We start from the raw sequence: 26,733 nt of genomic DNA, 5'->3' as shown, positions 1-26,733 counted from the left end.
ACTAGCTGTACTGACGGTGAAATGCTCACCGACAGCCATCAGCCACTAACTACTTCTTCTTCCAACGACCGCGGAAGGTCAGGCCCTTGCCCAGTCGGACGGTGTAACCGCCGCGGCTGTTAATGGTCACCGGACCGATACGCTTAGAACCAGAGACTCCCGAACCCGAGTAGTTCAGCCACGTGTCCTTGTCCAGGTTCTGCTTCTTGCGAAATTGGAGCCCCATTTAGTTCTCTCCCTCGGAGTTATCGGATTCGACCTCGGCAGCGGCCTGGTCGGCAGCACCTTCGATGTCGTCGGCTTCAACACTCAGGGTGCCATCAGCGCTGCCGAGAACGTCCTTGTCTTCCTCAGACTCCCCCAGAGCACCGCCGTCGGCATCAACGTTCCCGGCCTTGCCCTTGTTGGTGAAGGTGAACTTCGCCTTGTCGACGTCCTTGGACTCGCCATCCCAGCCTTCGACATCGATGAAGACGGTCTCGCCGAGACCGACCTCACCGTAGAGAATCTTCTCGGAGAGCTGATCCTCAATCTCGCGCTGGATCGTGCGACGCAGCGGACGGGCACCGAGCACTGGATCAAAGCCACGCTTGGCCAGCAGGTTCTTGGCGCGGTCGGAAATCTCCATGGTGATGCGCTTCTCGTCGAGCTGGTCGCTGACGCGGGCCAGCATAAGGTCGACCATCTGGACAATCTCAGCCTGGCTCAGCTGCTTGAAGACCACAATCTCGTCGATACGGTTCAGGAACTCCGGACGGAAGTGCTTCTTCAGCTCGTCGTGGACCTTGTCCTTCATCCGCTCGTACTTGCCATCTTCATCGGCCTCGCCGACCCCCGAGAAGCCCATACCAACAGCCTTGGAAATGTCGCTGGTACCCAGGTTCGAGGTGAAGATCAGAACCGTGTTCTTGAAGTCCACCACTCGACCCTGCGAGTCAGTCAGACGACCGTCTTCCAGGACCTGCAGCAAGGTGTTGTAAATCTCCTTGTGGGCCTTCTCAATCTCGTCGAAAAGCACGACGGAGAACGGCTTGCGGCGCACCTTCTCGGTGAGCTGGCCGCCCTCTTCGTAGCCGACATATCCGGGAGGAGCACCGAAGAGGCGCGAAGCGGTGAAGCGGTCGTGGAACTCACCCATATCAATCTGAATGAGTGCGTCTTCCTCACCAAAGAGGAACTCGGCCAGGGCCTTCGACAGCTCGGTCTTACCAACACCAGACGGGCCGGCGAAGATAAACGAACCGGACGGACGCTTCGGGTCCTTCAGACCAGCGCGGGTACGACGAATAGCGCGGGAGACAGCACTGACGGCCTCTTCCTGACCGATAATGCGCTTGTGCAGCTCATCCTCCATGCGCAGCAGACGCGAGGACTCTTCCTCGGTGAGCTTGAACACCGGAATGCCAGTCCAGGAAGCCAGGACCTCCGCAATCTGCTCCTCACCAATCTCAGCGATGGTGTCGGACTCGCCCGCACGCCACTTCTTCTCGCGCTCGCGGCGCTCTTCGCCCAGCTTGCGCTCCTTGTCGCGCAGACCAGCTGCCTTCTCAAAGTCCTGCTCGTCGATGGCGGCTTCCTTCTGGCGGCGCACATCGGCGATCTTGGAGTCAATCTCCTGCAGGTCAGCCGGGGCAGTCATGCGCTTGATGCGCATGCGAGCACCGGCCTCATCGATCAGGTCAACGGCCTTATCCGGCAGGAAGCGGTCGTTGATGTAGCGGTCGGAGAGCGTAGCTGCGGCAACCAGAGCCTTGTCCGAGATGGATACGCGGTGGTGAGCCTCGTACTTATCGCGGACACCGCGCAGAATCTCGATAGTGAGATCCACACTCGGCTCCGGCACGTTCACCGGCTGGAAACGACGCTCAAGAGCGGCGTCCTTCTCAATGTGCTTACGGTACTCATCCAAAGTGGTAGCACCGATGGTCTGCAGCTCACCGCGAGCCAGCTTCGGCTTCAGAATCGAGGCTGCATCAATTGCGCCCTCGGCGGCACCGGCACCAACCAGCGTGTGAATCTCGTCAATAAACAGGATGATGTCACCGCGCTGGTTAATCTCCTTGAGCACCTTCTTCAGACGCTCCTCGAAGTCACCGCGGTAACGGGAACCCGCAACCAGCGAGCCCAGGTCGAGAGAGTAAAGCTGCTTATCCTTCAGCGTCTCCGGCACACGACCGTTGACAATGTCCAGTGCAAGCCCCTCCACGACGGCGGTCTTACCAACACCAGGCTCACCAATCAGCACAGGGTTGTTCTTGGTGCGACGAGAAAGAACCTGCATAATGCGCTCGATTTCTTTCTCGCGGCCAATAACCGGATCCAGCTTGCCCTCACGTGCAGCAACGGTCAGGTTACGACCGAACTGATCAAGCACCAGCGAACCCGACTGGTGGTTACCCTCCTGCACACGAGCGCCGGAAGTAGCACCGACCGGACGCTGCTCCGGAGAACCATCGGACTCATCGCCCTGGAAACCGCTGAGCAGCTGAATAACCTGCTGACGTACGCGCGGCAGGTCAGCGCCGAGCTTAACCAGGACCTGAGCAGCAACACCTTCGCCCTCACGAATCAGGCCGAGCAGCAGGTGCTCAGTACCGATGTACTTGTGACCCAGCTGCAGAGCCTCGCGCAGAGAGTACTCCAGCACCTTCTTTGCACGCGGGGTAAACGGCACGTGACCGCTCGGCGGCTGGGAGCCACGACCAATAATGTCGACTACCTCAGAGCGCACAGCATCCAGGGAAATACCCATGGACTCCAGCGCCTTGGCAGCTACACCGTCGCCTTCACTAATCAGGCCGAGCAGGATGTGCTCCGTGCCGATGTAATTGTGATTGAGCTCGCGTGCCTCATCCTGTGCCAGGACGACAACGCGACGTGCTCGGTCCGTAAACCTCTCGAACATCACTGCCCTTTCAAGTGTCTATTTTTGCCGTAATTCAATAAAGGTTGTTTCACCTAGCTTAAACGCGACGCGACACAGATTAATCCCTATAGCCGTACGCCAGTAGCGAACAGCCTGGTCGAGAGAGGTATCACTGCTCGTACGGCAGCAAAAGCTCCCGGCGGCAATGCCACCGGGAGGAAACGAATGTTGGAATGAATTACTCCTGCGCGTTAAGCCAAACGCCAGACAAGAAGGAGTATTTGCACGGGATATCAGTCAGTCTCCATAATCTCCCACTCATACGGAGTCACTTCACCGCGCACCTCGTGGTACGGAGAACTGAAGTACAGGGTGCCATTCTTATTCAGGACCACGATCCCGTGGAAGCTGTACTTCTTCCCTTCCTTCAGTCGGAATGGCGGGCGCGAGGCATCCCAATTTCCACCGCTCATTCCGGCTTCCCAACTTCCAGATGCATCCTCGAGATCAAAGGTGACCAGATTGTGGGCGTTCTTCTTGTTACCCCACTTAGCTGTGGTCTGGCAGCGGAACATGTCCTGATTTACCGACCCACCACAGACTACGGTTTCTCCGTCTGTGGAATAGCTGACATAGTCACGGTTGATCTTGGGGTAGTTCGTAGCTGCATCGGCGACGGACGGATTGACAACAGCAAGCGCAGTGGCGGCAGTGATTGCGGCGGCTACAGCGGAAATCTTCTTGGTGAACATGATCTCAGATTAAAAACTCTCGGACACAAAAGAAACGGGAGTTCTCCCCGGGGAGTTCTCCCCTAGCTAAACCATGCTGGACTGCCCAAATCTGGACAGTGGTGCCATCAAACGCACCACGATTTATCCGCTTATGTCACCGGCACAATGCAGTCAGAGAGCGATGCTGTCCAAAGCAGCACGGTCAGAGCGCATGGCAGTCTGTGACGCACCGAGAATGGATTTATATCAATGGCTTTCAAACTATTCAGCTTCCGAAAGACCTTCCGCCCCACCCGCAACTCCCGGGTTACGCTATCGCGTTCTGGCCTCGGATATTCCTATCGCATGGGGCCCGTTCGGTGGACGAAGAATGCCCGTGGCGGCCGAACCACTACTGTGAACACGCCAATTAAAGGATTGACTTATCGCAAGTACCGTCGTTAAGCGAGCAGTTTCAAGTCGTCTGCAGTGACCAATCGTGCTTCGATTGCAGCGACAACTACCAGCTGCAGACGGCTCTTTTGATTAACCCGTTGCCACTCCTTGCTTGAGACCAGCCCCTTGCTCAAAGCGGATTCAAAAAGTGCGGTGCGGTAATGCTCGACTGCCTTTGCGGTCTTGCCTCCCAGCTTTCGGCCGGCCTCGGCATCGGTGCATGAAACCATAATGGTGTCGATTCGGCCGCGCAGATAATCCTCCGCATATGCAGCGATCAGAGCACGCTGGCGCTCCGGCAGCTCCCCAACCGAGATGGTTTCAGTCCCGTCAGTTGGCAGCACGACCTTCGCATCGGCGTGCTCAATATCCTGTTTAATCTGAATTTCGTACTGGTCATCCTTGACGGAAAAGCGGATGAAATACTCCGGGTAGCTCAAATCAAAACGCTGTTGCGGAGCCAGCCGGAATGACCGCGACACCTCCGGAATGTGCACCATTGCAGTCACGTGCTCGCAGTTATTGAGCAGAAACCACATTCCGGATTCCGCATACACATACATTGCTATGCGGTGCATGTAGCGGTTATCTTCGCCCACTTTGAGGTCGGCGTCACGCCCGATGGTCAATCCCTCACTCGGATTGGCAACAATCGCATCCCCACACAAATTATCAACCACAAGTGTTGGGAGCGATGTCACGTTGACCAGGCCTTTCTCTCGCACCACCAGCCACCAACCGCGAATCAGGAACCCTACCCAACGCTCCTGGGGGAATCGCCCAACGACGGCTGAAGTGACTGGCATTCATGATAGTTATCCGAAATATAACAAATATTCTCGGCGTTATCGCTTAATTCGTCGTGGTTTGCATTGCCCACGCCGCCACCGTGTCATAGGCAGCAGGACAAGGATCGCCTTCACTCAAAACGACAAATACCGGACGAAGCACTTCGGGACTGGATGGCGCAGAACTTTCCGCCGGCTGAACCAAGCAGTAATTAATCGGCCGTGTTGCCTCGGAACCTTCGCTGTTCACAGCTTGAAATGAGCCTGACGTTTGTAGGACATCCAGCCGGCGACCATCGGGCTCCATTCGCAGTTTCACCACTTCAGAGCCAGCTGGTTCAGCCACTGACCGGTTCTTGCTCACGGCATCCAGAATTTCACCCCGCCATTTGTCATTTTCAGCCTCTGCAATCGGCTTCTTCTCATCAATACCGTGGCGAAATGGCAGCAAGAATTCATCTGCCGAAGCAAACTGCGTCGCGTGATATGCAGCACCGTTGAATGTTCCCATCCGCTGAATCCCCTGCCAGCTCTTCTCACCGATGGGGACGTCGCTTAACGACGTAAGGGTCCATCGGTCACCCACCGGAATCCGAGGCCCCTTCGCCAAATCGGGAGCGCGAAGTCGCATCGGTTCCGCAGAACCTCCGATAGCTACTGGCTGTGCCAAGTGCTTGGCACTAAAGAGACCGCCATCTCCAATGCCGCTACGTTCGGCAACAACAATGCCACCACCAATAAGGCCTAGACATGCCACTACGGAGAACGCTGCAAGGGCTTTCTTCCGGTTCTTCGGATTGCGAACCTCGACGGCACCACCATTTAGCGCAGCAATGAGATCGCTAATAAACGCATTGCAGGATTCGTAGCGTTCATCGGCGTCAACCGCCAACGCCTTGGCGAAGACCGAATCAACTACCGCACCGAGGTTGGTAACCGGTCGCTTACCGCAGTGCAATTGCCGCGCACTGGCCGCGTCAGTAGCTGGAAATGCCTTATATCCCTGCAACAGCTCGAATATCGTGCACGCAAACGCATACTCGTCACTAGCTGCACTAATGCAACCCTTAGTGAAGATCTCTGGCGCCATGTAGGGCAATGAGCCGGCAACACGATTGGTCACGCCAACACTGTCGATTTCAGTGGCGGTTGATACACCGAAATCCACAAGCGTCGCGCTTAACACAAGCCCCGACAAATCTCGCTCTACGACGATATTTGATGGTTTTACATCACCATGAATCACCGCTGGTTCGTGCTTTGCTAGCCGATCTAGCGCGGTAGCAATCTCCACACCAATCGACATGACCTCGCTCTTATCGAAAGTGCGCGGCGGATATTCGGCCAGTTCAGCGCCCAACGAATTACCGCTAATAAGAGTCATGGTGAACCAAAGCAGGTTCCCGGCTCGCCCGCCATCGAACACGGTCACAACGTTGGGAACGTGAACAGTGGCTGCGATAGAAACCTCGTTCTGGAACAGTGCCTCCATTCGCTTAGAAGCACTGGCCTCTTCCGGCAGTGGGACGATTTTCAGTGCTTCGTTTCGGCCCAGCTTGGGATTTCGTACTCGAAAAACAGTCCCCATATTGCCGGCACCGATGAGAGCTTCAACCTCGTAGCCCTCAAAAATATCGCCTACCTGGGGAAGATTAGTCATCGGTTCCGTTGCCCAGACCCATCGAGATTACCCACCATAATCTGAATCCCAGACTCAGAGCGGCAATCATAATTAGGCGAAACTTCTTGGCATTCCATCGTCAGTGGCTGACCGTCATACTCAATCTCGATTGTCGTCTGCTTTGGCAGTGTTCCTTGCTCTTGCCGCTGTTTACTGAGCGCCCGCACTACCTCGTAATATGCTTCACAGTCCATATCGGAGCCCTGGTTTGACCAGGCACTCTGCAGCATCGGGCACGTCGGATCAACGGTCGACGCTAAGACCTCTGGGTCTACGAACCGATCGTCGGCAGGCGGTGCGATTGTAGTCGAGGTTGGTTCCTGATCATCGCCCACATAGTAGGACGGCGAGACTTCCACTTCGGTGCTTTCAGTGGTTTCAAACAACCCGTCGGCGTTATCCTGCTGGTTAGAGCGGAAATTTAGGATCCAGACCACCATTGCCAGGATGACGACAACCAGAATGGCGAGCACGAACAGCAGAATCTTCCGATTTCGACCATCAGTATCGGAATTTGCACCGCTGTCAATGTCATCGACGCCCGGGATTAGAGTGCGATCGTCGGTCATCAGTTATCTCCTTGGCTGACAGAAACCTTCATCATCGTCGTGCGAGCAGCCGAAATCTCTTCCTCATTCATCACACCAATGCGCACGTGGGATTCGATTGAGCGACCCGATGGAACGTGAGTGCCTTCCACGGTAATCATGCCGTCTGCTGCTACAAAGAACTTAACCTGAATTGGCTGACCCTTGGGCAACGGCGGGATACCTGTCAGCATAGATTCCGATCCACTAATGATGTCATTGAGAGCGACATCTTCGGATGGAACGTCACTGGCCTGCTGATACAGCGTCAAATCTACTTCCTCTTGGCCATCAGCTACGGTCGAATACTCCCGGACCACCGGCTCAGACAGGGGAATCATGTCATTCTGGTTGACCAGATAGTCGATGTACGGGTTGTTCAGATGATCGACAACTCGAATGCCAATCGACTTTGGCAATACATTTGCCACCTTCTTCTCCGACAGCGCGGCTAGCTGCCCGGCGTCAATCCCTGTCTCAGCCGCGATCTGCGCAATTGACTGCTGTTGGACAGCAGGGCTGGACTCAGCATTAACCACTCCCCCGAGCTTGCTGATCATCGCAGCAAGGGCAGCACCCTTAGCAACGGCTAGATCAGGCTCAACCAACAGTGGCTTCTTACCCGTCAGACGCTCCACCAGTTTGGTTACGGCGGTCATTCGCGAAGATCCACCCACCAGGATGACCTCATCAATTGTCAGTCCCGGCTCCTTTTCCTTTGCCGTCTCCAATACACGGGTCAAAGGAATCTCCGTCTGCTCGAGCAATGGCGCCGTGACACGCTCCAAGTCTTCGCGGGTAACGGCAATCTTGGCGCGGGAACCAGAGTCACTGGCAAGTCGCACAGTGGCGCTTTCCGCATTACTCAGCGCCTCTTTACAGTTCACCGTCTGCTCATGCAACTTAGCGACGAAGGTCTCATCGTTTTCCGCCTCCTCGTCACCAGTCTGCTCAATGAATTTATCCAGGATAAATTCACCAAGCGCCTTATCCCAGTCAGCACCGCCCAGTCGAGCATCACCGTCGGTGGCAATAACCCGGAAGGTGTTGTCAATCCCCTGCACAATCGTGGCATCGAATGTACCGCCTCCGAGGTCATACACCAGCAAGGTCTTGTCCTTTAGAGGCTGCTTGGAGTCGTAGTAGAGGGCCGCAGCAACCGGTTCTGCTACCAGCTCCAACACATTGAAATTAGCAATCTGCCCTGCGTTGCGAGTTGCCTCGCGCTCCTTCGCACCAAAATATGCCGGCACAGTAATAACTGCCGAAATCTCGTCGTCAGCTGCTTCGTCTGGAACCAACGAGCGCAAAATCAATGAAGAAATCTCCTCCGGGGTATACGCCTTCCCGCTGAAATTCCATTTCTTATCGGTGCCGATGCTCCGCTTCACCAGCTCGATGACGTCATTGGGGCTGAAGAGCTTCTCTTCACGTGCCAGCTTTCCGACAACGGTATTGGCCTTCGATTCAAACCACACCACACTTGGTGTCGACAGATCTCCGTCGAGGTTTTCTTGAATGACAGGAACACCCAGTGAGTCCACGTAGGAAATTGCGCTATTGGATGTGCCCAGATCGATGCCGTAAATACGTTCAGCCATGATTTTTCTCCTTATTCTGAAATCTGTTGGATTCTTGACTTCTTTTGCCGTGTCAGCGCTCTAGTTGTGTGCTGGCCGGACTCGAGCTGTGCTCTGTTCAGACTCGAGTTTTGGCCTAGTTGCCGCTGTGCCGGTACACCGTGACCGGCGCCTTGGCCACCACAATTGGACTGGTAGAACTGGTGAAGGTGTAGTAGTGCGAGATTCGTCGTGATGGCGCCAGCGTGCGGTGCAGCGCGGGGTTATCCGAATCCGCGAATTTGGTACGACGGTGAATTGAAGAATCAAAGGCATCGCCCACCTTCGCCTCTGTAATTGCCACTCCCATGGACTGAAGCGCATCTGCGATCGAGTCCTGCAGGAAATCCAGGGTCGAATACAGGTCACTGCCATCAGTTTCGGTAGTTTCTTCGAGCCGCGAAAGGTCAGCGCAAATCCCGTCATGGATGGCCGCCAACTTTTCCGCCAGCGGCATCAACTGGGCGTACCAACGACGATCAGTCAGCGCTTCCAACTCTTCACTTTGAGAGCGCAATACTGCGTTCATTGTGTCCAGCCGTGTTTGAATCAAATCCAACTGCTTTACGACGTTCCCGGCCGCAACACCTGCGGTACTTTCAGCATCCGTTTCTGGGAGCTCTTCCACTGTCGCGGGAGGAAAATCCTGCTGGGCTGGAACTCCTTCCGCGGTGTCTTCATCATGGCCAAACTCGGCACCACCAAATTCAACACCGTCAAATTCGACGTTCTCAACCTTGGACCATGCAGCTTCGTCGGTGTCTAGTTTTGGATCTCCGGAATACTCGACCGGCTCCTGACCTGTGGTATCACCATTGTCGACCGTGCCCCGGGGGCCGAAGGACTCATCAAAATTCGGCAGCGGGGCGAAATTATGCGCTCCACCGAAGTCAACCTCCGGATACTTAGGATCTCGTTCCTGATACTCATCAGCACGACCGTCTGAATGTTTAACCGACCTTTTATTTTCATCCTTTTTGTTATTAAAGAACCCCATTTTTATATTCCTTCCCCTTAGCGAATAGATAGGCAATCGACACAAATGTAATGATAAATATAGAAAATAGAACCCATCCTAATTCATAGAAATTATCATTTATAACCCCCATGGCAATGAAATATACGATTCCAAAAACAGCAATCCATCGTTTTGCCACTCGCTTCTTTACCAACGCCCACAAGATACCGACAAAAATAGCCAGAACCGGTACAGCAATAAATCCATTACCCTCCTGCATGAACTGCACTATTAAACCGAGCACAACAAATGGAGAAAGAAATCGTAATAACTCCTTGGCAATCGCATCCCCTTCACCGGCATGGGGCGTCTTAAAATCCGATTTTCCCCTTCCGGTATCAGCCTTCAAGACATCGTCTCGATTGACGTTTTGAAGGACGCGATTCTCAATTGTCGAATCGGAACTAGAACAGTAGGCTCCCTCAGCAATTTGCAATTCTTTACGAAGTCTCGTTGGGTCCAGCGACGATTCGTCGTTAAGCAGACCGAAAGTATGTCGAGTCACTAAATCCGCTGGATCATCGACTGCTTGCAACCTTCGAATAAGACCGGTGCGGGTTTCAGCCTCTGGCGAGCCGGTACGAAAACTCGCACCGATGGATTTAGTTGCACTCTTCAGCATGTCGCTATCGATCGGTTTGCCGTCAATAAAGCCTTCGGACTGTTCACGAAAACCGTTCGCAATGACATCTGCAATCGACCGAATGTCGGTATTTGCACTACTGGCCTCATCAAAGGCCGCCCAGACTCGTTTCTCCGCGTTGTTCGTCGGACCAGTCTCAATTTCCTGGCTATCTTCAACGTCGACGTATTCACGGAGCTCCATGCGGTTAGACGTTGGAACCAATATCCGATCAAAGAACTCTTCAAGCCCGTGCTCGGTAATCGCTTTTCCGCTGCCCTTTGCATACGGCTTCAAGAACCCCTCTTTAACTGCCTTCATCTGCACATCAGTGAAGAAGTACTGAGGACGCTGTACTCGTTTGAGAACAAGTCGAAAAGAAACACCGAACTTCTTTCGCACTGCGTCGACAAAATCTTCGGTGTGCAGCTCATCGATAATGTCCAGTGCGCGCTGGGACTGCTTACCGAAGAACAACAGGTCTCGAATTAAACGGACACGCGCTTCCCAAAAATCCGAGGAAGAGGCATCTCCGCCCATGGGAATGTCAGCAATCAGCTGAGCTAACTTGGCGCCCGTTGGCACTGCGCCTGGTGAAAATAGATTTCCAGCTAGGTTGTCTCGAACTGCGGGATTCAGACTCACATCTGCTCCTGAATCTCACTGATGCGAACACGCTGTTCTGGAGATAGGCCTGTCATAAACCGCCTGGCGGGATCTACTGCGATAAGCCATCCGGGGTCTACATGCTCCGGCAACAGTCGAATCATTGCCCTAGCAGGGCGTCCCGAATCAAGCGCGGAGACAGTTGTCAGAGTCTCTCCGTTGACGTTGGTGTCCTCTCGTTCTTCAAGCTCATAGGCAGTGCCGTAGGTGGAAAGCGCCTGCTTCATCTCTTCAAACGCCGCGGCAGTGTTGTAGTCGAATGCGGCGCGAGCGTAGATGTATTCCACTAGGACTACGAGAGCGAAAAGGATTAATGCTTCGAGCGAAATAAGGACGCTTTTAGACATAAGCGATGCTGCGGTGACTGCCAGCACCGTGATAATGAGGCCGGGAATCCAACTAGTCTGATTTCGCAAGAACCACATCGCAAACCCCATGGCGAATGGAATCAACATCGCCGTATCTGGATATGGCCCACTATTGATGGATTCCAAAATTCCGCCAATTATGAATCCGGCGATAATGAGTACGACTCGAAACATCCAGGGTGCCCACCAAACAAAAAATGGCGGAATGATACGACCTTCTTGATCTACACCAACACGGTTTGGAATAATTCCTTGATCCTCCAAATCACCGCGCCAACCTTTAGTACGATCTGGAACACCCTTCACAATATCTGTGGTTTTTGAGAAGTAGCTTTTGGCCACATCTTTCAGCTGTTGGAGGTTCATTAAACGGTTCTTTCCCTCAATCTTTTGTCCAACGATTAATTCGCTGAACCCGACAGGATTTAGTTAAACCTGCACGGGTAGTGAAAGTCACCGGGAGAACTCCCGTACCGCTTCTGAGGCCTCCGCTATAGCGTCGTCAAGCAGATGAAGAAAACGCTTATTCGGCGCTTAACTCGGAGGTTTTTAACGCCCATGACATCCCAGTTTCATTCAAAGCACGTTTTAGCTGTGGCAGCCGCCGCTGCTACCCTGACTCTGGTTGGCTGCTCAGGTATGCCCACTAACAACGCTGTCCCGGAGTCCCCCGCGGTGGTGACAGTTACAGAAACGTCCCCTGCTTCTGATGCACAATCCGAAACTCCTAGCTCGATTGAGAGCTCGACCGGGTCGGAAGAGCCAGAGCAGGAATATGCCAACAGTTCGCAGGATAAGAATTCTCCCAACAGCGAACTTTCAGACTCGGATGCCGACTCCGGTGCAGTAACGCTGAATAGCTCGATGGAGCTGACCAAAATTGGCGGCATGGAGCCCGGCAGTGCCAAGCGCCAAAACGTCAAGATTGACGCAACTGCTCACCAGAAAGAATTGGGCGGCTTCGACACTGCTCGGATCACGTTTCCTTTCGAGGGGGCCAATAGCCTGTTGACCTATCCCCTGGTTGATGGCGAAGCAAACGCGAGGTTGCTGTGGAATTTCAGCCAGTCTGGTGGTACGGAAACCTGTGAAAACAAGGTGGATGTCTACGATTCTGAGGGCAAACCGACTGCAAGTGCCAGCGCAGGTGTGACTGGACAACATACTCCTTGCCAGATCGTTCGCCGGTTTGGGGAGAAGGCCTACGCAACATTTACAGAACCCGGTGAATACATCGTTGCTGTGACAGCTCAGCAGCCAGGATTCGAACCAATCACAATCGCACAGAAGGTGAAGGTAGTCGGTTAAAAATGAACGCTCACGAACCCATCGATCCGTGGAATAGCAACCAGTCGGGCACTTCCGAGAAAGTGTCGGAGAGAGCTTCCGGCACTAAGTCCGGAAAGAGTAAACCTTTGACGCTGCCGCTCATCCTCGGCGCAGTCGGAGTGATTGTTGCCGGCGCGGCGGGGTTTGCCATGGGCGGTAAGAATGCTGAGTCCGAACTTGCAAGCGCGAGTGAAGAGATTTACTCGTTTCAACAGCAGGCAGAGGAGCGGGAAAGCGAGCTGCAAGCAAAGATTGATGAGCTGGAAGAAGCAAACTCGGAATTGGAAGACAAGAACACCAATTCCGACCAGGCCTCCATAGCCTCCTATTACTACAAAATGGCGCTCAGCTGGCTTAACGTCTGTGATGCTGGCGACTACATGCCGGAAGAGACTCACGCTGTGCCGACTAGCGTGAAGGACTTAGGTATTGGCTGTGGCTACAACTTTGAAGATTCCAATGGAACAATTCTCATTCTTGTTGGTGGAGCAGACGAAGACGCCCAGTCTCGTGCATCTACCATTAACGACCAGGACGGATACCTAGAAACCATCCGAACCGGGCATATACAGCTCAATGTGTGGGTATCCAATTCTGGCCCGTGGGATGATGCCGAACAACTGTCAACAGATATCGCCGACAATGTCAGCCATGCCGCTAAGCAGAATATGGCACAGGACACCGCAGGACAATAAATAGCGTCCCTGCCATAAACGCCCATGAACCCCCGCTCACTAGTGAGCGGGGGTTCATGGGTTACGTGGGGGCCGATGATTCACAAAATCTACGGTGCCGATTAGAAAACTAATTGTTCACGCGGTCATCGTCATCGTCGTCATCAAAGTCATCGTGATCATCGTCGTCCATGCCATCGTCACGGTCATCATCCGTGTCATCAATGTCATCGCGATCATCGTCCAGCTCCTCAGTCGACGTCACCATAGTGGTCTGGACTGGAGTCGTATCGGATAGGTTCGCCCTTCGCCACCGAGTCGAGAGCGCAACTGGATAAGAACAGGTTTCAGGAGCTTTCCCCAAAAGAATCAGATCCAAACCAGAACCCCTCCCCGGCTAAGGTCAGCACCCATTGAGCTGCGAAAGAGAACTGATACTTGACTATCTTCACTGGTCACGCCACATATCTTCACAACTATTCGTTTCTGATAAAAAAATTTTGCAAAAAGCTACGCAAAAGTGACCTAGGACACTTATTCTTACTGTAAAAGAAACTAAATCGGCAGTCCTACCGATGAGGTTTCGCCTGATTAGGCCTCTCCGAAGACCACAGGACATGAACCACGGAAGATGAGTGACTATGACATCTAATCCACAGACCTCGATTCTCAATAAGGTGCGCAAAGCTTCGCGAGCTACCTCGGACCTCGTTCTCGGACTCGCACCGGTGACTCAGGCTGGCGTCCTCGGCTCGATGGGGCCCGGCGCGGCTGGTAAGGCATTAAGTTCCATCTACCGCTGGGACTTCCTGCCAGCTGGTCTCCTCGGCATTGCAGCCGGCCGCGATCCGCACCACACTGCGATTATTGATGATGGCGGCTCGCTGACCTACGAGGAGCTGCACGAGCGCTCCACTGCCCTGGCGCGAGCACTCCGTCACGGCGATATTCAGCAGCGCGACCGCATCGGTGTGCTGGCTCGCAACCACCGCGGTTTCATTATGGCTCTGTGTGCCCACGGTCGTCTCGGCACCGACCTGGTGCTGCTCAATACCGGCGCCTCCGCCGAGCAGACTCTGGCCGTAATTCGTGAACAGAAGATTGACTTCCTGTTCATTGATGAGGAATTCACTCACATGCTGCCGGAGGACTTCGATGAGTGCCCGGTCGCCGTGTCGTGGTTTGAAAACTACGGTGACACCTCCTGCGTTCGCGAGGGCTGGACCTCCATGCAGGAGATGCTGAAGACAGCACCGCCGGCAAAGTGGCCGACCGCCGAGCTGCCAACCCGCCCGCGCCGTGGCCGCGTTATTATTCTGACTTCCGGAACCACCGGCACTCCAAAGGGTGCCAAGCGTCCGGAGCCGCGCAGCTGGATGCCGGCATCTTCCATCATGAGCCGAATTCCTCTGCGTCAGCGTCGCCCGGCTTACCTTGCGGCTCCGCTGTTCCACACCTGGGGATTCGCGACTGCGCAGCTGTGCATCGCACTGCGTTCCACCATGATTATGCGCCGCAAGTTCGATCCAGCCGACAGCCTGCGCATTATCGAGCAGCACTCTCCGCACACCATCTTCCTGGTGCCGACCATGCTGCAGCGCATGATTGAGATTCTCCCGGACAACTACGACATCGGCGCGACATCGCTAAAGGTCATCGCATCCTGCGGTTCGGCTATTCCAGAGGGAATTGTCACCAAGACCCTCGAGCGCTTCGGGCCGGTTCTCTACAACCAGTACGGTTCCACGGAGGTCAGCTGGGCAACCATTGCTAACCCGGATGAGCTCAAGGCAAACCCAACCACAGCTGGTCGCGCACCGCTGGGCACTCGTGTCCAGATTCTCGACGAAGACGGCAACCGCGTCGCCGACGGCGAGACCGGTCGAATCTTCGTCGGCAACAACATGTTGTACGAGGGCTACACCCGCCCGGGCGCGGACAAGCAGGTCATTGACGGCATGGTCTGTACCGGTGACCTGGGTCGCATGGAAAACGGCTTGCTCTACATCTCCGGTCGCGAGGACGACATGATTGTCTCCGGTGGCGAGAACGTCTTCCCACGCCAGACCGAAGATGCACTCAGCCAGCTCGAGGGTATCCGCGAGTGCGCAGTCGCAGGTGTCCCGGATGAGCGCTTCGGTCAGGCCCTGGTCGCCTGGGTTGTCCGCGACGACTCCCCTGAGGGCCGCGCCCTGACCAATGAGCAGATTCGCACATACGTCAAGCAGCGCCTCAGCCGATTCGCCGTTCCGCGCGAGACCGTGTTCCTCGATGAACTGCCACGCAACGCAGTCGGCAAGGTGGTTCCTCGCCACCTGCCGAAGCCGTGGGAGAATGTCACCGAGGAGAAGGTGGCTTAGGGCGCAGGGACCGTCGTAAAGCGAACGGCAGACACGAAAAGGACGCGGTAAAAACTTCCGTTATGGAAGTTACCGCGTCCTTTTTGCGTGTCCTAGGAAGAACTAGAGCTGATTAGCCAGCGTTCAAAACACCGTAGTCCGTGACGGGCTCACGGAAAATCTCTTCGCCGTCCTGGGTCACGGTTACCGCATTCGGAGTGACGGTATACGTGTAGCCACCATTTTTCGCGACAGCACGGTTCCCGGAGAAACTATCTACTGTGTACGCATCCGGGGTATCCGAAATCTCACCGAAGTCACCAATGTAATGGCGCTGCTGGCGGTTATTGGAGTTCTCACAAATCACGGCCTTACCCGAAGAAGTCTCCGCCAACACACGCGCGTAATACCCACCCGAGCAGCGAGCGGTACTGCCAACCCAACCTTTGGCATCGATATCATCGCGATTCATACCGAACGCGCGAAGACCAAAATTTCCCCGCTGCGTAGTGGTAGGAGCGCTGCTCTCCGGCTGCTTCGTCGTTTCCGGCTCGACGGTCTGGGTATAGGTTTCCGTGTACGTCTCCACCGGCGCCGGGGACGCAGTGCTTGACGACGAGTCCCCTGCCGCAACCGTATCGGGAGACTGCGGGGAATTATCGGAGGAATTATTCAGGTAGTACGCGCCACCGATACCGGCGACCGCTGCAAGTGCGACACCGACGATGCCCAAAACCACGTACAGACCGTTGTTGCTCTTCTGCTCAGGTACCGGAGCCTGCTGATAAGCCGGATACTGCTGGGGTGAACCTCCCTGGTTCGGCCCCTGCGACTGGTACTGGTACTGAGGCTGGTACTCGTCTTGAGCCCCACCCTGCGGCTGCTCCCAGGCAGATGTTGCATAACCGTCCTGCTCCCAATCCTGCGGGGAGGACGAACGCGGGTTGTACTGGTCGGTCATCGCTAAATTCCTTATTACTTCAGAGCCACACTTGTGCTCGGCCAATAACGTGGTGGCTTGCGACTTCGCCCACAGCGGAACTTGCCACTACGTATTTTCCATTAACACTATGCGTTGCCCAGCGTACCCTGCTAGAAGCTAGCACTAGCTCAGAGTGGCACTTTGTTCTTGAAGAAATTGACGTAGTTCCGATCGGAGATCTTTCCCAGCATAAACTCTGGCTCCAACCCGAACATCGACCAACGAGTCTTCGTTGACCAGGACAGAGACTGAGGTGTCGTAGTGCGGTGGTAGCTAATTTGGTAACCGTCAGTGTGAACTCGAATCTGTGTGTATCCACCCGGATAGCCGAGTGCCGCACCCCGCTCACAGAAGTCCGTATCCCCGTAGTCAGCGATACCACGGCGGCTGCGGTGCGTATGACCAGCGAACACGCCTTTGGCACCCGGCGTGGCGGCCAGAATCTCCTGAAAAATCTTGGCCTGCTGCGCCTCGACCATGAATGCCTCACCACCGAAATGCGAACGCACCGCATCCTGAGTAAACGGGTGATGCGCAAACAAAATTGTCGGACGCTCTGGATCGTCTGCGAGTTCGGCACGCAATGCACGCATCTGCCGCTCATTAATACGTCCACCTGCATAACCAAACTCGGCGGTATCAACACCGATGAGGCGCACTTCGCCGACGCGAGTCGACCAGTGCTGCTGCGTCGGCACAAGACGCTGGCTGAAGTAATCCGGAACCGCGGTCTTGCCTTTGCGGATTCCGCGTCCCCGGAAACCATTGATATTGGGTAGCCCGGGCGGGTGCACATCGTGATTACCACGGGTGACAAACCAGTTTTTCCCAAACTCACCGAAAGTATCCAAAACCCTGATGAGTTCGTCATACTCCTCAGGGCGGTTGCTATCCGTGCAATCGCCATTGATGACGAGAGTGTCTAACCCGGCAGCCTTTACCGTGTCCACCAGACCCTGCAATTGCATAGAGGCAAAAGGCTGCTCTCCCGGACCGGAGGAAAGACCGAGGTTGCCAATGCGAATGCCGTCATGATTGGGCTTACCAATGTGTGTGTCATTCGTCAGCGCGAACGTCGCCAAATGTGCACCCTCCAGCGCTGGCAGAGTGCTTACGACGCCTGTCTTCTCCGGTGCCGTTTTGCTCATGGTGATATTCAGCGACGGAACCGCGCGACAGTTGTGTGACCAGCACTCAAAGCGGTACTCCCGTCCCGGCTCCAACCCGTCAATGACCACATGGTGGTAGCCCGACTCTGAGTACCCCTCGTGCACGAGCTCTAACTGCGTTGAATCCGCAGGACCAAGCAGCACCCGCTCATCCGAAGGAACGGTCGGCTTAATGAAGCCATACGCTGTCTGCACTCCCGGAGCATATGTTGCCCATGTAAATGCCACTGACGTGTCTGTGACAGTGATGACCTCCAAGTCGCTAGCCAGTACCTGCCACGACTTGGAATCCGACTGGGTAAGCCCCAGACCCGACGTGACGTACTCAAGGCCGTACGCTCCCGAGGTTTTCGCGACGGCCATTGAACTTGCAGCAAGAGTTGCAACAGAGAGGTAGGCCCGGCGGGAAATGCTCATGGCAAATAAGCCTAGAACCTAAAGATGAAAATTAGATGAACTCTCCCTCTAATCTCAGAAAAATAGGAACGCAACGACAAGAGACACACGGCCAAAACAGCGCAAAATAAAACACCGCCTACCAAGTCATGGCAGGACGGTGTTTTAGGAAAATGTGGCTTGAGCATCTTTGTGAGCTTTTACCGGCTCACCAGTATGTAGATTGCTCTGAAACTGTAACTACTTCAGTTCCTTGGAGGACAGGCCCAGGGTGCGGCGAGCAACGACCAGCTGCTGAATCTGCTGGGTACCTTCGAAGATGTCCAGGATCTTGACGTCGCGGGACCACTTCTCCAGCAGGTTACGCTCAGAGTAACCGAAGGTACCTGCCAGCTGAACGGCACGGAGGCAAATCTCGGTGCCTGCACGGCCGGCCTTGGCCTTACACTCGGAAGCTTCCAGAGTGTTCGGCTGCTTGTTGTCAGCCATCCACGCAGCGCGCAGAGCCAGGAGGTATGCAGCCTCCCAATCGGACTCCAGCTTCAGGTACTCAGCTGCAGCAGCGCTCTGGGTGTGTGCCGGTGCATCGTAGTCAATCTCGATGCCAGCCTCTTCCAGGATGCGACGCAGCTCTTCCAGCGAAGCACGGGAGACGCCGATGGCCATACCCGCAACCAGCGGACGAGTGTTGTCGAAGGTCGCCATTGCGCCGGCGAAGGACTTCTTAACATCAATGTCCGGGGAACCCAGCAGGTTCTCCTTCGGAACGCGGACATTGTCCAGGCGGAGCACTGCGGTATCCGAGGAACGAATACCCAGCTTCTCCTCCAGGCGCTCAACGGTGAAGCCCGGAGTGCCCTTCTTCACCAGGAAGGACTTGATGGCAGCACGGCCCTTGGACTTGTCCAGGGTCGCCCACACAACGACGGAGTCGGAACGCTCACCAGCAGTGACGAAGATCTTCTCACCGTTGATGACGTACTCATCACCATCGAGCTTGGCGGTGGTGGAAACTGCGGAGGAGTCAGAACCGAAGGACGGCTCGGTAATTGCCATGGAAGCCCAGGTCTTACCGAAAGCCTCCAGCTGCTCATCGGTAGCAACAGCTGCGATAGCTGCGTTACCTAGACCCTGGTACGGCAGGGACAGGGTCAGACCCACGTCACCCCAGCAGGTCTCAATAACGTTGAGCAGCGAAGCCATGTTGCCACCGTTTTTTACACCGGTGCGCTTCGGCTTCTTATCGTCACCACGTCCACCGGAAGCACCGGAGAAGCCACGGCCACCATCTGCCATGCCGTCCATCATGGAGGCAAGGGTGTCGAGTTCCTTCGGGTACTCGTGCTCAGCGAGATCGTACTTACGGGAAATCGGTCGGAAGATCTCAGCGGCGGCCTGATGCGACTGGGACGCGCCCGCCTTGAGGAACTTCGGCAGTTCGAGGTTAATCATTTTCTTTCCTCTTAATTCTTTTCGGCTGAAGTATCTAGCGGTTTACAGAACGACGATGCCTTCGGCGACACCAATTGCGCGGAGGTCACGGTACCAACGCTCAACCGGGTGCTCCTTGGTGAAGCCGTGGCCACCGAGCAGCTGCACACCGTCGGAACCAATCTTCATACCCTTTTCAGTGGCGAAGGTCTTAGCCAGAGCTGCCTCGCGAGCGAAGCCGCGACCCTGGTCAGCGCGGGAAGCACCGCGGAGAGTAATCATGCGGAGACCATCGAGCTCAATCTTGATGTCGGCGACCATGAAGGCCACTGCCTGGCGGTGGGAAATCGGCTCGCCGAATGCCTGACGCTCATTGACGTAAGGAATGACGTAGTCGAGAACTGCCTGAGAAGTACCCATTGCAAGAGCTGCCCAGCCGAGGCGGGAACGACGCAGAATGTCGAGGTATGCCTCTTCACGGTCTGCAGCCGAGGTGCTAGCGCCGCCGAGAATGTTCTCGGCCGGAACCTTGACATCCTTCAGGATGACGCGACCCATTGCGGCACCGCGCAGACCCATGGACGGGTCAGCCTCAACGTGGAGACCTTCAGTGTCGGACTCAACGATAACCAGAGCCGGCTTACCCTCGAGCTCAACACCGATGATGAACAGCTCAGCTGCGCCGGCGTTCGGAACGAAGGACTTAACACCGTTGAGGACCAGCGAATCGCCCTCGCGCTTTGCGGTGGTTTCAGGCTTGCGTGCGTCGAAAAGCGGGCGCGGCTCTGCGAGAACAACAGCGGCGGCCGGGACGTTCTCGCCAGCGAATGCCGGCAGGTAGGTCTTCTGCTGCGAGTCGGAGCCGTGAGCGGTCAGGGTGGCAGCGACACCGGCCGGAGCCAGCACTGCCAGAGCCAGACCCATGTCACCGTAGGACAGAGCCTCCGCGACCAGCGCGTTGGTGGTGACGTCCTCGCCGGTAGCGATGCCCTCGAAAGCCTCCGGGACGTTGATCATAGTGACGCCCAGCTCAGAAGCCTCAGAGACGAGATTCTCCGGGGGAGTTGCCTCGTGGTCGGACTTGTAAGCAGCCTCGCGCAAGCGCGACTCAGCAAACTCCTTAACCGTCTCGACGATCATCTGCTGATCCTCGGTCGGGGTGAGGTCGAAGAGCTTCTTTGCCTTCTCCTCGGCTGCGGCCTCCTGTGCAGCCTGGGCTTCCTCAGCCGGACGCTCCGGCTTACCGGAACCGGAAATCTTCTTAAACTGACGGTTCGCGGCACCAAGGGTCTTAAAACCGGACTTGGTGGACTGGTACACCACGCGGTCGATCTTTGGCTGAAGGTCGTACTTCTGGGCGAAGTCCGAACCAGTAATCGACGTGATGAACCGCATTGCCGCTCCGATAGCGTCGCGACCAGGGTTATTGCGGCCGACAGTCGAATCTTCGCGGTTCTTCTTCTCGCTCATGTGATCATGGCCTTTCGAGTCAGAACTATTACTGGCATAACAATAAAACAATCACGTGACCGTTGTCACAAGAATTGAAAAAACATTGCCAAGTAACAGAAAACTTTCAGGCTTCTAACTTGTCAGGCGATAACGCGGTTAACAACGTAGTTGCGATCAGAGAGCTCACCAAGCAGAGCCTCGGGCTCGAAACCGTACATCGCCCAACGGGCACGCGCAGTCCACGCAAGCGCATCTTCGCTGCTCAAACGGTGAAAGTTAACCTGGTAGCCACCGGAGTAGACATGCAGCAGTGTGTAGCCACCGGGGTATGCTTTGCACGCGCCGGTCTCCAAATAATCAACGCCGGCCCCAACATCACCGCGAGTACGCTTTGCACGGTGGGTGTGACCTGCCCCCGCAAAGAATACACCCGGAGCGTCGTTAAGCATCTGCTGCAAGCGTCGTGCATCAGCGCTGTTGAGAATGAAGGTGGGCCCGGCAGCATGTGTCCAACCAGCCTCGGAGGTAATTGGGTGATGAGCCAGCACAACTGTCGGCTTACTGGGGTCACGCTGCAATTCCCGCTCCAGTGCATCGAACTGTTCCGGGCTAATTTCGCCGCCGGACTCATCCAACTTCGATGAATCCAGCCCTATGACACGGACCGGCCCCTGCTGAGTGACCCACAGTTCCTGCCGCGGACGCCCCAGGAGAACACCGAAGGGATCGCGATGATTCTCGGTACCCTCCAAAACCGGGAATTCGTCGTAGCCAGCAGATGGATCGGCATCCGGCTTATGCGGACGATCATGATTGCCGCGGGTGACAAACCACTGCCGCTCCTGAGCACCAAAAGTATTCATAATCTCGGCAAATCGACGCACCTCCGCCGGACGTGCTTCCGACGTGGCATCACCGTTGACGAAAACCTTTTCAATCCCCATCCCCCGCAGCTCGGCGAGCGCAGCCGTCAGCATGACCTCGGGATACGGCGCGGCACCCGGTTCAGAAAAGATAGGAGCGGGGAAATCGCCGGTGATAATACCGTGCCCATTTTCGCCAATATGCGCGTCATTAAGGATGGCAATCGTGGTCAGGTACTCCCCTTCCGGAGCGACCAACGTCGTGAACTGTCCAGTTTGCTCGGGTGCATTGGGGAGGTTTCGGGTAATTAATCCCGGCTCGGCGACCAGTCCATTCGATCGACATTCGAAACGGTACGTGGTTCCAGGGCGCAGCTTATCGACGGTCACAAAGTGGTAGCCAACCTGCGTCTCGTCCTTATGTACCACGGGTAGCTCGCCGCCCTCATCGGCATCGACTGGCACTAGCGCAACTTCAGTGTCGGCCGGCGCCAGTGGAGCCAGCTTCCCCCACGCTGGATGTGGGCCTGCATACGTCGCCCACGAAAATGTCACCGACGTATCGGTCACGGTCACGACTTCCAGGTCCGTCACAACAAGGCCGCTGGTCAACCCGGTGAATGGAAACGGCGACTGGTTCGGGGCCGCCGATGCAACTGCTCGCGTCCCGACGCTATTGACGGCAACCGCTACAGCCCCCGCACCCGCTACTGCTCCCAAGCGCAATACGGATCGCCGATCAATTTTCTTATTCCCATTTACCGAATTCACGGGTGAAGAAATTACGGGATAAAAATAATCCCGGTGATAACACCGGGATAACTACACATGAATTCAGTCGCTTACGCTTCCGGCTTCACGATCGGGAACAGCACGGTTTCGCGAATGCCAAGGCCGGTCAGGGCCATCAGCAGGCGGTCAATGCCCATGCCCACACCGGTCGTCGGCGGCATGCCCTGCTCCATTGCGTGCAGGAAGTCCTCATCCAGAACCATGGCCTCGTCGTCGCCGCCAGCGGCCAGTCGCGCCTGATCCTCAAAGCGCTCACGCTGGACAACCGGGTCAACCAGCTCGGAGTAGCCGGTAGCCAGCTCGAAGCCACGGACGTAAAGATCCCACTTCTCGGTCACGCCAGGCTTGGAGCGGTGCTGACGAGTCAGCGGAGAGGTCTCGACCGGGAAGTCGCGGACAAAGATAGGACCGTCGAGCTGGTCTTCACAGAGCAGCTCCCAGATTTCCTCAACCAGCTTGCCGTGGCCCCAGCCGCCCTTCTCCGGAACCTCAAGGCCAATCACATCGGCGATTGCCTTGAGCTCCTCGACGGTCGAGTCAATAGTGACTTCCGGCTGACCAGGGAACTTGCGAGCAAGTGCCTCGTTCAGCGACGGGTACATCTCAATCTGCTTCCACTCGCCGCCAAAGTCGAACTCCGTACCGTCGGCAAGCGTAACAGTCGTCGAACCGAAGACCGCGACGCAGATTTCCTGAATGACCTCGCGGACGGTGCGGGCGGAGTCATCGTAGGTGCCGAATGCCTCGTAGTACTCCAGCATCGCGAACTCCGGGCTGTGCGAGGAGTCGATACCCTCGTTGCGGAAGTTACGGTTGATCTCAAAGACTCGCTCCATACCGCCGACGACGCAGCGCTTGAGGAAAAGCTCCGGCGCGATACGCAGGTAGAGATCGATGTCCAAAGCGTTGGAATGAGTCACGAACGGACGTGCAGCTGCACCGCCGTGCAGAGTCTGCAGCATCGGGGTTTCGACCTCGAGGAAACCGCGACGCTCAAGTGCGTGGCGCAGCTCGCGGATGACCTTGATGCGAGTCAGTGCGTTAGTACGAGCCTGCTCACGCATAATCAGGTCCGTGTAGCGGTGACGCACGCGGCTGTCCTCGGACAGATCAGCGAACGACACCGGCAGCGGACGCAGAGCCTTCGAGGCCATCTGCCACTCGGTAGCCATCACAGACAACTCGCCGCGGCGCGAAGAAATTACGCGGCCAGTAATGAGGACGAAGTCGCCCATATCTACGTCCGACTTCCAAGCAGCCAGGGCGTCCTCGCCGACCTCAGCCTTGGAAAGCATGGCCTGCAGGGTCGTGCCGTCACCCTCCTGCAGAGCGGCAAAGCAGAGCTTGCCGGTGTTACGAATAAACATGACACGACCAATGACGGTCACGACATCCTGAGTCTCCTCGCCAGCCTCGAGGTGGCCCCACTCTTCACGGACATCCTTGAGAGAGTGAGTACGGGGAACCTCAACCGGGTACGGCTGAATTCCAGCCTCGAGCAGGCGGTCACGCTTCTCGCGGCGAATGCGCAGCTGCTCAGGAACGGTGGCGGTGTTTTCAGGGGTCTTCTTCGCGTCAGTCACGGCTATAAAGGTTAGCCGACTACACCGCCGACCTGCTAGTTGAGTGCCCTTTAGACGCCAATCTTCTTGCCATCAGTGCGTACAACCTGAACGACGGCCGGGCGTGGCTGCTCCTTGCCGCCGTCCGGCCAGTGCGAGGTCGGGTTGGTGGTCGGGTCCGGGTTGTCGCCGACTGGATGACCCTGATCCGTCTCGATTTCGCCCGGGTGCTGGACGTTGACCATCACGCGGTTGGAGAAGATCTGCGGACCACAGGTCTCTGCAGCAACCGGAACAGTCAGGAAGCACTTGGTCTCACCACGACGCTCGCCTTCGACGGCAACGGCGAAAAGGCCGTCGTTGGAGTCCAGCGCGTTGCCGTCGGTGGAAACCCACAGGTTGCCGTACTCGTCAAAGGCGACGTTGTCCGGGCAGGAAATTGGCGAGACCGATTCCTTGTCGAAGCCACCGAAGTAGGTGTAAGCCTCGTTCGGGTCACCACAGACCAGCAGGAGGTTCCACTTGCCCTTGGTACCGGCGTGGTCATCTTCCATCTCCAGAACAAGGCCATTCTTGTTCTCGGTGATTGGTGCGACCTCGACGGCGTCGGCAAGCGGGCGCCCTGCACCATCCTTGCGTTCCTTGCCCTTGTCGTCCTTCGCGCCCGCCTTACCGCGGTACTTGTTGTTGGTCAGCGCCGCGTAGACCTTACCGGTCTTCGGAGACGGCTCGATATCCTCCGAGCGGTCCATACGGGTCGCACCGACCTTGTCACCGGCGATGCGGGTGTAGATGCAGACCTCTTCGGCGGTCATGCCATCAACGTGGGACTCGTGCTTGCCGTCTGCCTTGGCGGTCATCAGCGGAAGCCACTCAATGTCACCGTCGAAACGGCCGTCCTTCGGCAGCTCACCGGAGCCGTCAATCTCGGACTCGGAATTACCGTTGAACTTACCGACGTAGAGAGTGCCCTCGGACAGAATGCCCATGTTGTGCTTGAGGTCCCCCTCCTTAATCTTGCGGGAGGAGACGAACTTGTAGATGTATTCGAAACGCTCGTCGTCGCCGGAGTAGCACACGACCGTGCCGTCGTCGGTGACGTAAATCTGACCGGCTTCATGCTTGAAACGGCCCACTGCGGTGTGCTTGACCGGGGTGGAGTTCGGGTCAGATGGGTCAATCTCTACCAGCCAGAAGAAGCGGTTCGGCTCGTTCGGCTCCTTGGAGACATCGAAGCGGTCGTAGTACTTCTCCCACGCGCGGTCGGACAGCTCTTCATTCTTGACCGAGTAGCGCTTGAGCTTCTTAACTGCGTCCTCGTCCTTGAGCTTGCCAACGTTGCCGAAGTACTGGTCAACGTTCTCCTCACCGGACAGGTAGGTACCCCACGGAGTAACACCACCGGAGCAGTTGTTCAAAGTTCCCTCGACCTTCATACCGGTCGGGTCAGCCTTGGTCTTCAGCAGATCGTGACCAGCAGCCGGGCCGTCAACTGTGAATTCGGTGAAGCCAGTGATGCGACGGTTACGCTTGTCGCTGAGAATTGGCTTCAGGAATCCCTTGTCATCCTCTTCCACAGCAAGGATGGTCTGGCCGTGGGCAGCCAGTCCGATGTCGACCTGCTCCTTAGTGGCATCTTCTTTCTTGTAGGCACGGAACATCATCGGCTCGGTGGTGTACTCGTGCGAGCAAACGTACAGCAGTGTGCCGTCTTCAGCCTTAATCAGGCCAGCGAAGTCATTGTTGAAGCCGAACTGCTTCAGCTGGTTTTCCGGAGTCTGCTTGTCAAAGTCGAACTCCGGGCCACCCTCGTGGATTGGGTCGCCCCAGCGAATCAGAACATTCTGCTCGTAGCCGTCCGGGATAACGACTGCGTCTTCCGTGTTCGGCTTGACGGCTTCGAAACGCATACCCTCCGGCGATTCGTCCTTGCTACCGTCACCGGCAGCAGCGGTACCGGAGGCGTCGGAGCCACCTGCGGCGCTGCCCGAATCATCAGAGGAGCAAGCGGCCAGCACGGCGCCACCGCCGACCGCAAGAGCACTAGCACCAGTGACCTTCAGTGCCGCGCGACGGGAGAATGCGCGCTGGGAGAACGCCTCCTTCGCAACATCACCGAAGTACTGGTTGTCCGAGAACTCGTTCGGAGCATCGTCAGCACAGGCATTACCACACTTGTAAGTGCAGGTCAGAGAGCTGCGAGAGGTAGCAAAAGGATTTGTCAGCAGATTCTTGCCAATACGAACCACGGGGAGACCGCCTTTGTATAGCTTCGACTAGGTGAGGAAATGGAAAACTAAAACTTTTAGATCCTCTAAGAAGCTAAGGACGTTGCGTTACCTTTCGGTTTCTAAAAATCA

22 protein-coding genes are annotated in these 26,733 nt (G+C 56.0%); 4 read left to right on the top strand and 18 right to left on the bottom strand.

The genetic code is table 11. The annotated features are described in order from the left end of the window. Window positions 1-49: 49 nt before the first annotated feature. From CHU70_RS11200 to CHU70_RS03125, 3 genes are all read right to left on the bottom strand, one after another. Window positions 50-226, bottom strand: coding sequence for a hypothetical protein (locus CHU70_RS11200; RefSeq protein WP_162837151.1), 177 nt, complete (start codon window positions 224-226; stop codon window positions 50-52). Then, window positions 227-2,905 (bottom strand): ATP-dependent Clp protease ATP-binding subunit, encoded by a 2,679-nt coding sequence (locus tag CHU70_RS03130; RefSeq protein WP_049194048.1) that lies wholly within the window; start codon window positions 2,903-2,905, stop codon window positions 227-229. Window positions 2,906-3,159: 254 nt separating this feature from the next. Beyond that, entirely contained in the window at window positions 3,160-3,618 is a 459-nt protein-coding gene (locus CHU70_RS03125) for a hypothetical protein (protein ID WP_038626607.1), read from the bottom strand. Between the two features lie 231 nt (window positions 3,619-3,849). On the opposite strand from CHU70_RS03125, the gene CHU70_RS03120 reads away from it, so the two are divergent. Further along, a complete protein-coding gene (locus CHU70_RS03120) occupies window positions 3,850-4,044 on the top strand; it encodes a DUF4236 domain-containing protein (protein WP_016421461.1) in 195 nt (64 codons plus the stop codon). Here the strand turns inward: CHU70_RS03120 and CHU70_RS03115 are convergent. The 7 genes from CHU70_RS03115 to CHU70_RS03085 all read right to left on the bottom strand — a co-directional run bounded on the left by CHU70_RS03115 (window position 4,041) and on the right by CHU70_RS03085 (window position 11,750). Then, window positions 4,041-4,841: a hypothetical protein gene (locus tag CHU70_RS03115; RefSeq protein WP_224433510.1), complete on the bottom strand. Its 801-nt coding sequence runs from the start codon at window positions 4,839-4,841 to the stop codon at window positions 4,041-4,043. The genes CHU70_RS03120 and CHU70_RS03115 overlap by 4 nt on opposite strands. Before the next feature lie 46 nt (window positions 4,842-4,887). Further along, on the bottom strand, window positions 4,888-6,483 hold the full coding sequence (locus CHU70_RS03110) for a serine/threonine-protein kinase (RefSeq protein WP_147739754.1): 1,596 nt from the start codon (window positions 6,481-6,483) through the stop codon (window positions 4,888-4,890). After that, window positions 6,480-7,073 carry a hypothetical protein gene (locus CHU70_RS03105; protein WP_016421464.1) on the bottom strand — a complete coding sequence of 198 codons (594 nt, stop codon included), beginning with the start codon at window positions 7,071-7,073 and terminating at the stop codon, window positions 6,480-6,482. The genes CHU70_RS03110 and CHU70_RS03105 overlap by 4 nt, the downstream gene beginning before the upstream one ends. Beyond that, a complete protein-coding gene (locus CHU70_RS03100; RefSeq protein WP_016421465.1) occupies window positions 7,073-8,692 on the bottom strand; it encodes an Hsp70 family protein in 1,620 nt (539 codons plus the stop codon). The genes CHU70_RS03105 and CHU70_RS03100 overlap by 1 nt, the downstream gene beginning before the upstream one ends. Window positions 8,693-8,807: 115 nt before the next feature. Beyond that, window positions 8,808-9,707: a hypothetical protein gene (locus tag CHU70_RS03095; protein ID WP_016421466.1), complete on the bottom strand. Its 900-nt coding sequence runs from the start codon at window positions 9,705-9,707 to the stop codon at window positions 8,808-8,810. Next, the gene (locus CHU70_RS03090; RefSeq protein WP_049171882.1) at window positions 9,694-10,995 is read right to left on the bottom strand and encodes a hypothetical protein; all 1,302 of its coding nucleotides are present in this window, start codon (window positions 10,993-10,995) and stop codon (window positions 9,694-9,696) included. The genes CHU70_RS03095 and CHU70_RS03090 overlap by 14 nt, the downstream gene beginning before the upstream one ends. Continuing rightward, the gene (locus CHU70_RS03085) at window positions 10,992-11,750 is read right to left on the bottom strand and encodes a hypothetical protein (protein ID WP_016421468.1); all 759 of its coding nucleotides are present in this window, start codon (window positions 11,748-11,750) and stop codon (window positions 10,992-10,994) included. Before CHU70_RS03085 ends, CHU70_RS03090 begins: the two co-directional genes overlap by 4 nt. Window positions 11,751-11,942: 192 nt before the next feature. Between CHU70_RS03085 and CHU70_RS03080 the strand changes: the two genes are divergently transcribed. Both CHU70_RS03080 and CHU70_RS03075 read left to right on the top strand, forming a co-directional pair. Continuing rightward, the gene (locus tag CHU70_RS03080; RefSeq protein ID WP_222865549.1) at window positions 11,943-12,692 is read left to right on the top strand and encodes a hypothetical protein; all 750 of its coding nucleotides are present in this window, start codon (window positions 11,943-11,945) and stop codon (window positions 12,690-12,692) included. Window positions 12,693-12,694: 2 nt separating this feature from the next. Further along, entirely contained in the window at window positions 12,695-13,408 is a 714-nt protein-coding gene (locus tag CHU70_RS03075; protein ID WP_049171884.1) for a hypothetical protein, read from the top strand. Window positions 13,409-13,517: 109 nt separating this feature from the next. Here the strand turns inward: CHU70_RS03075 and CHU70_RS11195 are convergent, their stop codons facing one another. Then, window positions 13,518-13,655: a hypothetical protein gene (locus tag CHU70_RS11195; RefSeq protein ID WP_160310025.1), complete on the bottom strand. Its 138-nt coding sequence runs from the start codon at window positions 13,653-13,655 to the stop codon at window positions 13,518-13,520. Window positions 13,656-14,028: 373 nt separating this feature from the next. Here CHU70_RS11195 and CHU70_RS03070 point away from each other — a divergent pair, with 373 nt between their 5' ends. Further along, on the top strand, window positions 14,029-15,747 hold the full coding sequence (locus CHU70_RS03070) for an AMP-binding protein (RefSeq protein ID WP_038626623.1): 1,719 nt from the start codon (window positions 14,029-14,031) through the stop codon (window positions 15,745-15,747). Between the two features lie 112 nt (window positions 15,748-15,859). On the opposite strand, the gene CHU70_RS03065 is transcribed toward CHU70_RS03070, so the two are convergent. The 7 genes from CHU70_RS03065 to CHU70_RS03035 all read right to left on the bottom strand — a co-directional run bounded on the left by CHU70_RS03065 (window position 15,860) and on the right by CHU70_RS03035 (window position 26,622). After that, window positions 15,860-16,687 (bottom strand): hypothetical protein, encoded by an 828-nt coding sequence (locus CHU70_RS03065; RefSeq protein ID WP_038626626.1) that lies wholly within the window; start codon window positions 16,685-16,687, stop codon window positions 15,860-15,862. A gap of 149 nt (window positions 16,688-16,836) precedes the next feature. Further along, a complete protein-coding gene (locus tag CHU70_RS03060; RefSeq protein WP_048731772.1) occupies window positions 16,837-18,294 on the bottom strand; it encodes a metallophosphoesterase family protein in 1,458 nt (485 codons plus the stop codon). A gap of 219 nt (window positions 18,295-18,513) precedes the next feature. After that, window positions 18,514-19,725 (bottom strand): acyl-CoA dehydrogenase family protein, encoded by a 1,212-nt coding sequence (locus tag CHU70_RS03055; protein WP_016421475.1) that lies wholly within the window; start codon window positions 19,723-19,725, stop codon window positions 18,514-18,516. A 42-nt stretch (window positions 19,726-19,767) separates the two neighbouring features. Next, window positions 19,768-21,174 (bottom strand): acyl-CoA dehydrogenase family protein, encoded by a 1,407-nt coding sequence (locus CHU70_RS03050; protein ID WP_048731769.1) that lies wholly within the window; start codon window positions 21,172-21,174, stop codon window positions 19,768-19,770. Window positions 21,175-21,296: 122 nt separating this feature from the next. Beyond that, window positions 21,297-22,790: a metallophosphoesterase gene (locus tag CHU70_RS03045; protein ID WP_016421477.1), complete on the bottom strand. Its 1,494-nt coding sequence runs from the start codon at window positions 22,788-22,790 to the stop codon at window positions 21,297-21,299. A 71-nt stretch (window positions 22,791-22,861) separates the two neighbouring features. Continuing rightward, a complete protein-coding gene (lysS, locus tag CHU70_RS03040) occupies window positions 22,862-24,394 on the bottom strand; it encodes a lysine--tRNA ligase (protein WP_016421478.1) in 1,533 nt (510 codons plus the stop codon). 50 nt (window positions 24,395-24,444) lie between these two features. Further along, window positions 24,445-26,622 carry a PhoX family phosphatase gene (locus tag CHU70_RS03035; protein WP_147739753.1) on the bottom strand — a complete coding sequence of 726 codons (2,178 nt, stop codon included), beginning with the start codon at window positions 26,620-26,622 and terminating at the stop codon, window positions 24,445-24,447. Window positions 26,623-26,733 lie beyond the last annotated feature (111 nt).

It is taken from the genome of Corynebacterium sp. LK10, from assembly GCF_008042455.1.
In the GTDB taxonomy this organism is placed as follows: Bacteria; Actinomycetota; Actinomycetes; order Mycobacteriales; family Mycobacteriaceae; genus Corynebacterium; species Corynebacterium jeikeium_D.
The sequence above is the reverse complement of the archived record's forward strand: the minus strand, read 5'-3'. Positions and strand labels throughout refer to the sequence as shown.

What these genes read in the sequence shown, in the direction of transcription:
- CHU70_RS11200 (WP_162837151.1), bottom strand. Translation starts at nt 226, where the DNA reads ATGGGGCTCCAATTTCGCAAGAAGCAGAACCTGGACAAGGACACGTGG.
- CHU70_RS03130 (WP_049194048.1), bottom strand. Translation starts at nt 2,905, where the DNA reads ATGTTCGAGAGGTTTACGGACCGAGCACGTCGCGTTGTCGTCCTGGCA.
- CHU70_RS03125 (WP_038626607.1), bottom strand. Translation starts at nt 3,618, where the DNA reads ATGTTCACCAAGAAGATTTCCGCTGTAGCCGCCGCAATCACTGCCGCC.
- CHU70_RS03120 (WP_016421461.1), top strand. Translation starts at nt 3,850, where the DNA reads ATGGCTTTCAAACTATTCAGCTTCCGAAAGACCTTCCGCCCCACCCGC.
- CHU70_RS03115 (WP_224433510.1), bottom strand. Translation starts at nt 4,841, where the DNA reads ATGCCAGTCACTTCAGCCGTCGTTGGGCGATTCCCCCAGGAGCGTTGG.
- CHU70_RS03110 (WP_147739754.1), bottom strand. Translation starts at nt 6,483, where the DNA reads ATGACTAATCTTCCCCAGGTAGGCGATATTTTTGAGGGCTACGAGGTT.
- CHU70_RS03105 (WP_016421464.1), bottom strand. Translation starts at nt 7,073, where the DNA reads ATGACCGACGATCGCACTCTAATCCCGGGCGTCGATGACATTGACAGC.
- CHU70_RS03100 (WP_016421465.1), bottom strand. Translation starts at nt 8,692, where the DNA reads ATGGCTGAACGTATTTACGGCATCGATCTGGGCACATCCAATAGCGCA.
- CHU70_RS03095 (WP_016421466.1), bottom strand. Translation starts at nt 9,707, where the DNA reads ATGGGGTTCTTTAATAACAAAAAGGATGAAAATAAAAGGTCGGTTAAA.
- CHU70_RS03085 (WP_016421468.1), bottom strand. Translation starts at nt 11,750, where the DNA reads ATGAACCTCCAACAGCTGAAAGATGTGGCCAAAAGCTACTTCTCAAAA.
- CHU70_RS03080 (WP_222865549.1), top strand. Translation starts at nt 11,943, where the DNA reads ATGACATCCCAGTTTCATTCAAAGCACGTTTTAGCTGTGGCAGCCGCC.
- CHU70_RS03075 (WP_049171884.1), top strand. Translation starts at nt 12,695, where the DNA reads ATGAACGCTCACGAACCCATCGATCCGTGGAATAGCAACCAGTCGGGC.
- CHU70_RS11195 (WP_160310025.1), bottom strand. Translation starts at nt 13,655, where the DNA reads ATGGTGACGTCGACTGAGGAGCTGGACGATGATCGCGATGACATTGAT.
- CHU70_RS03070 (WP_038626623.1), top strand. Translation starts at nt 14,029, where the DNA reads ATGACATCTAATCCACAGACCTCGATTCTCAATAAGGTGCGCAAAGCT.
- CHU70_RS03065 (WP_038626626.1), bottom strand. Translation starts at nt 16,687, where the DNA reads ATGACCGACCAGTACAACCCGCGTTCGTCCTCCCCGCAGGATTGGGAG.
- CHU70_RS03060 (WP_048731772.1), bottom strand. Translation starts at nt 18,294, where the DNA reads ATGAGCATTTCCCGCCGGGCCTACCTCTCTGTTGCAACTCTTGCTGCA.
- CHU70_RS03055 (WP_016421475.1), bottom strand. Translation starts at nt 19,725, where the DNA reads ATGATTAACCTCGAACTGCCGAAGTTCCTCAAGGCGGGCGCGTCCCAG.
- CHU70_RS03050 (WP_048731769.1), bottom strand. Translation starts at nt 21,174, where the DNA reads ATGAGCGAGAAGAAGAACCGCGAAGATTCGACTGTCGGCCGCAATAAC.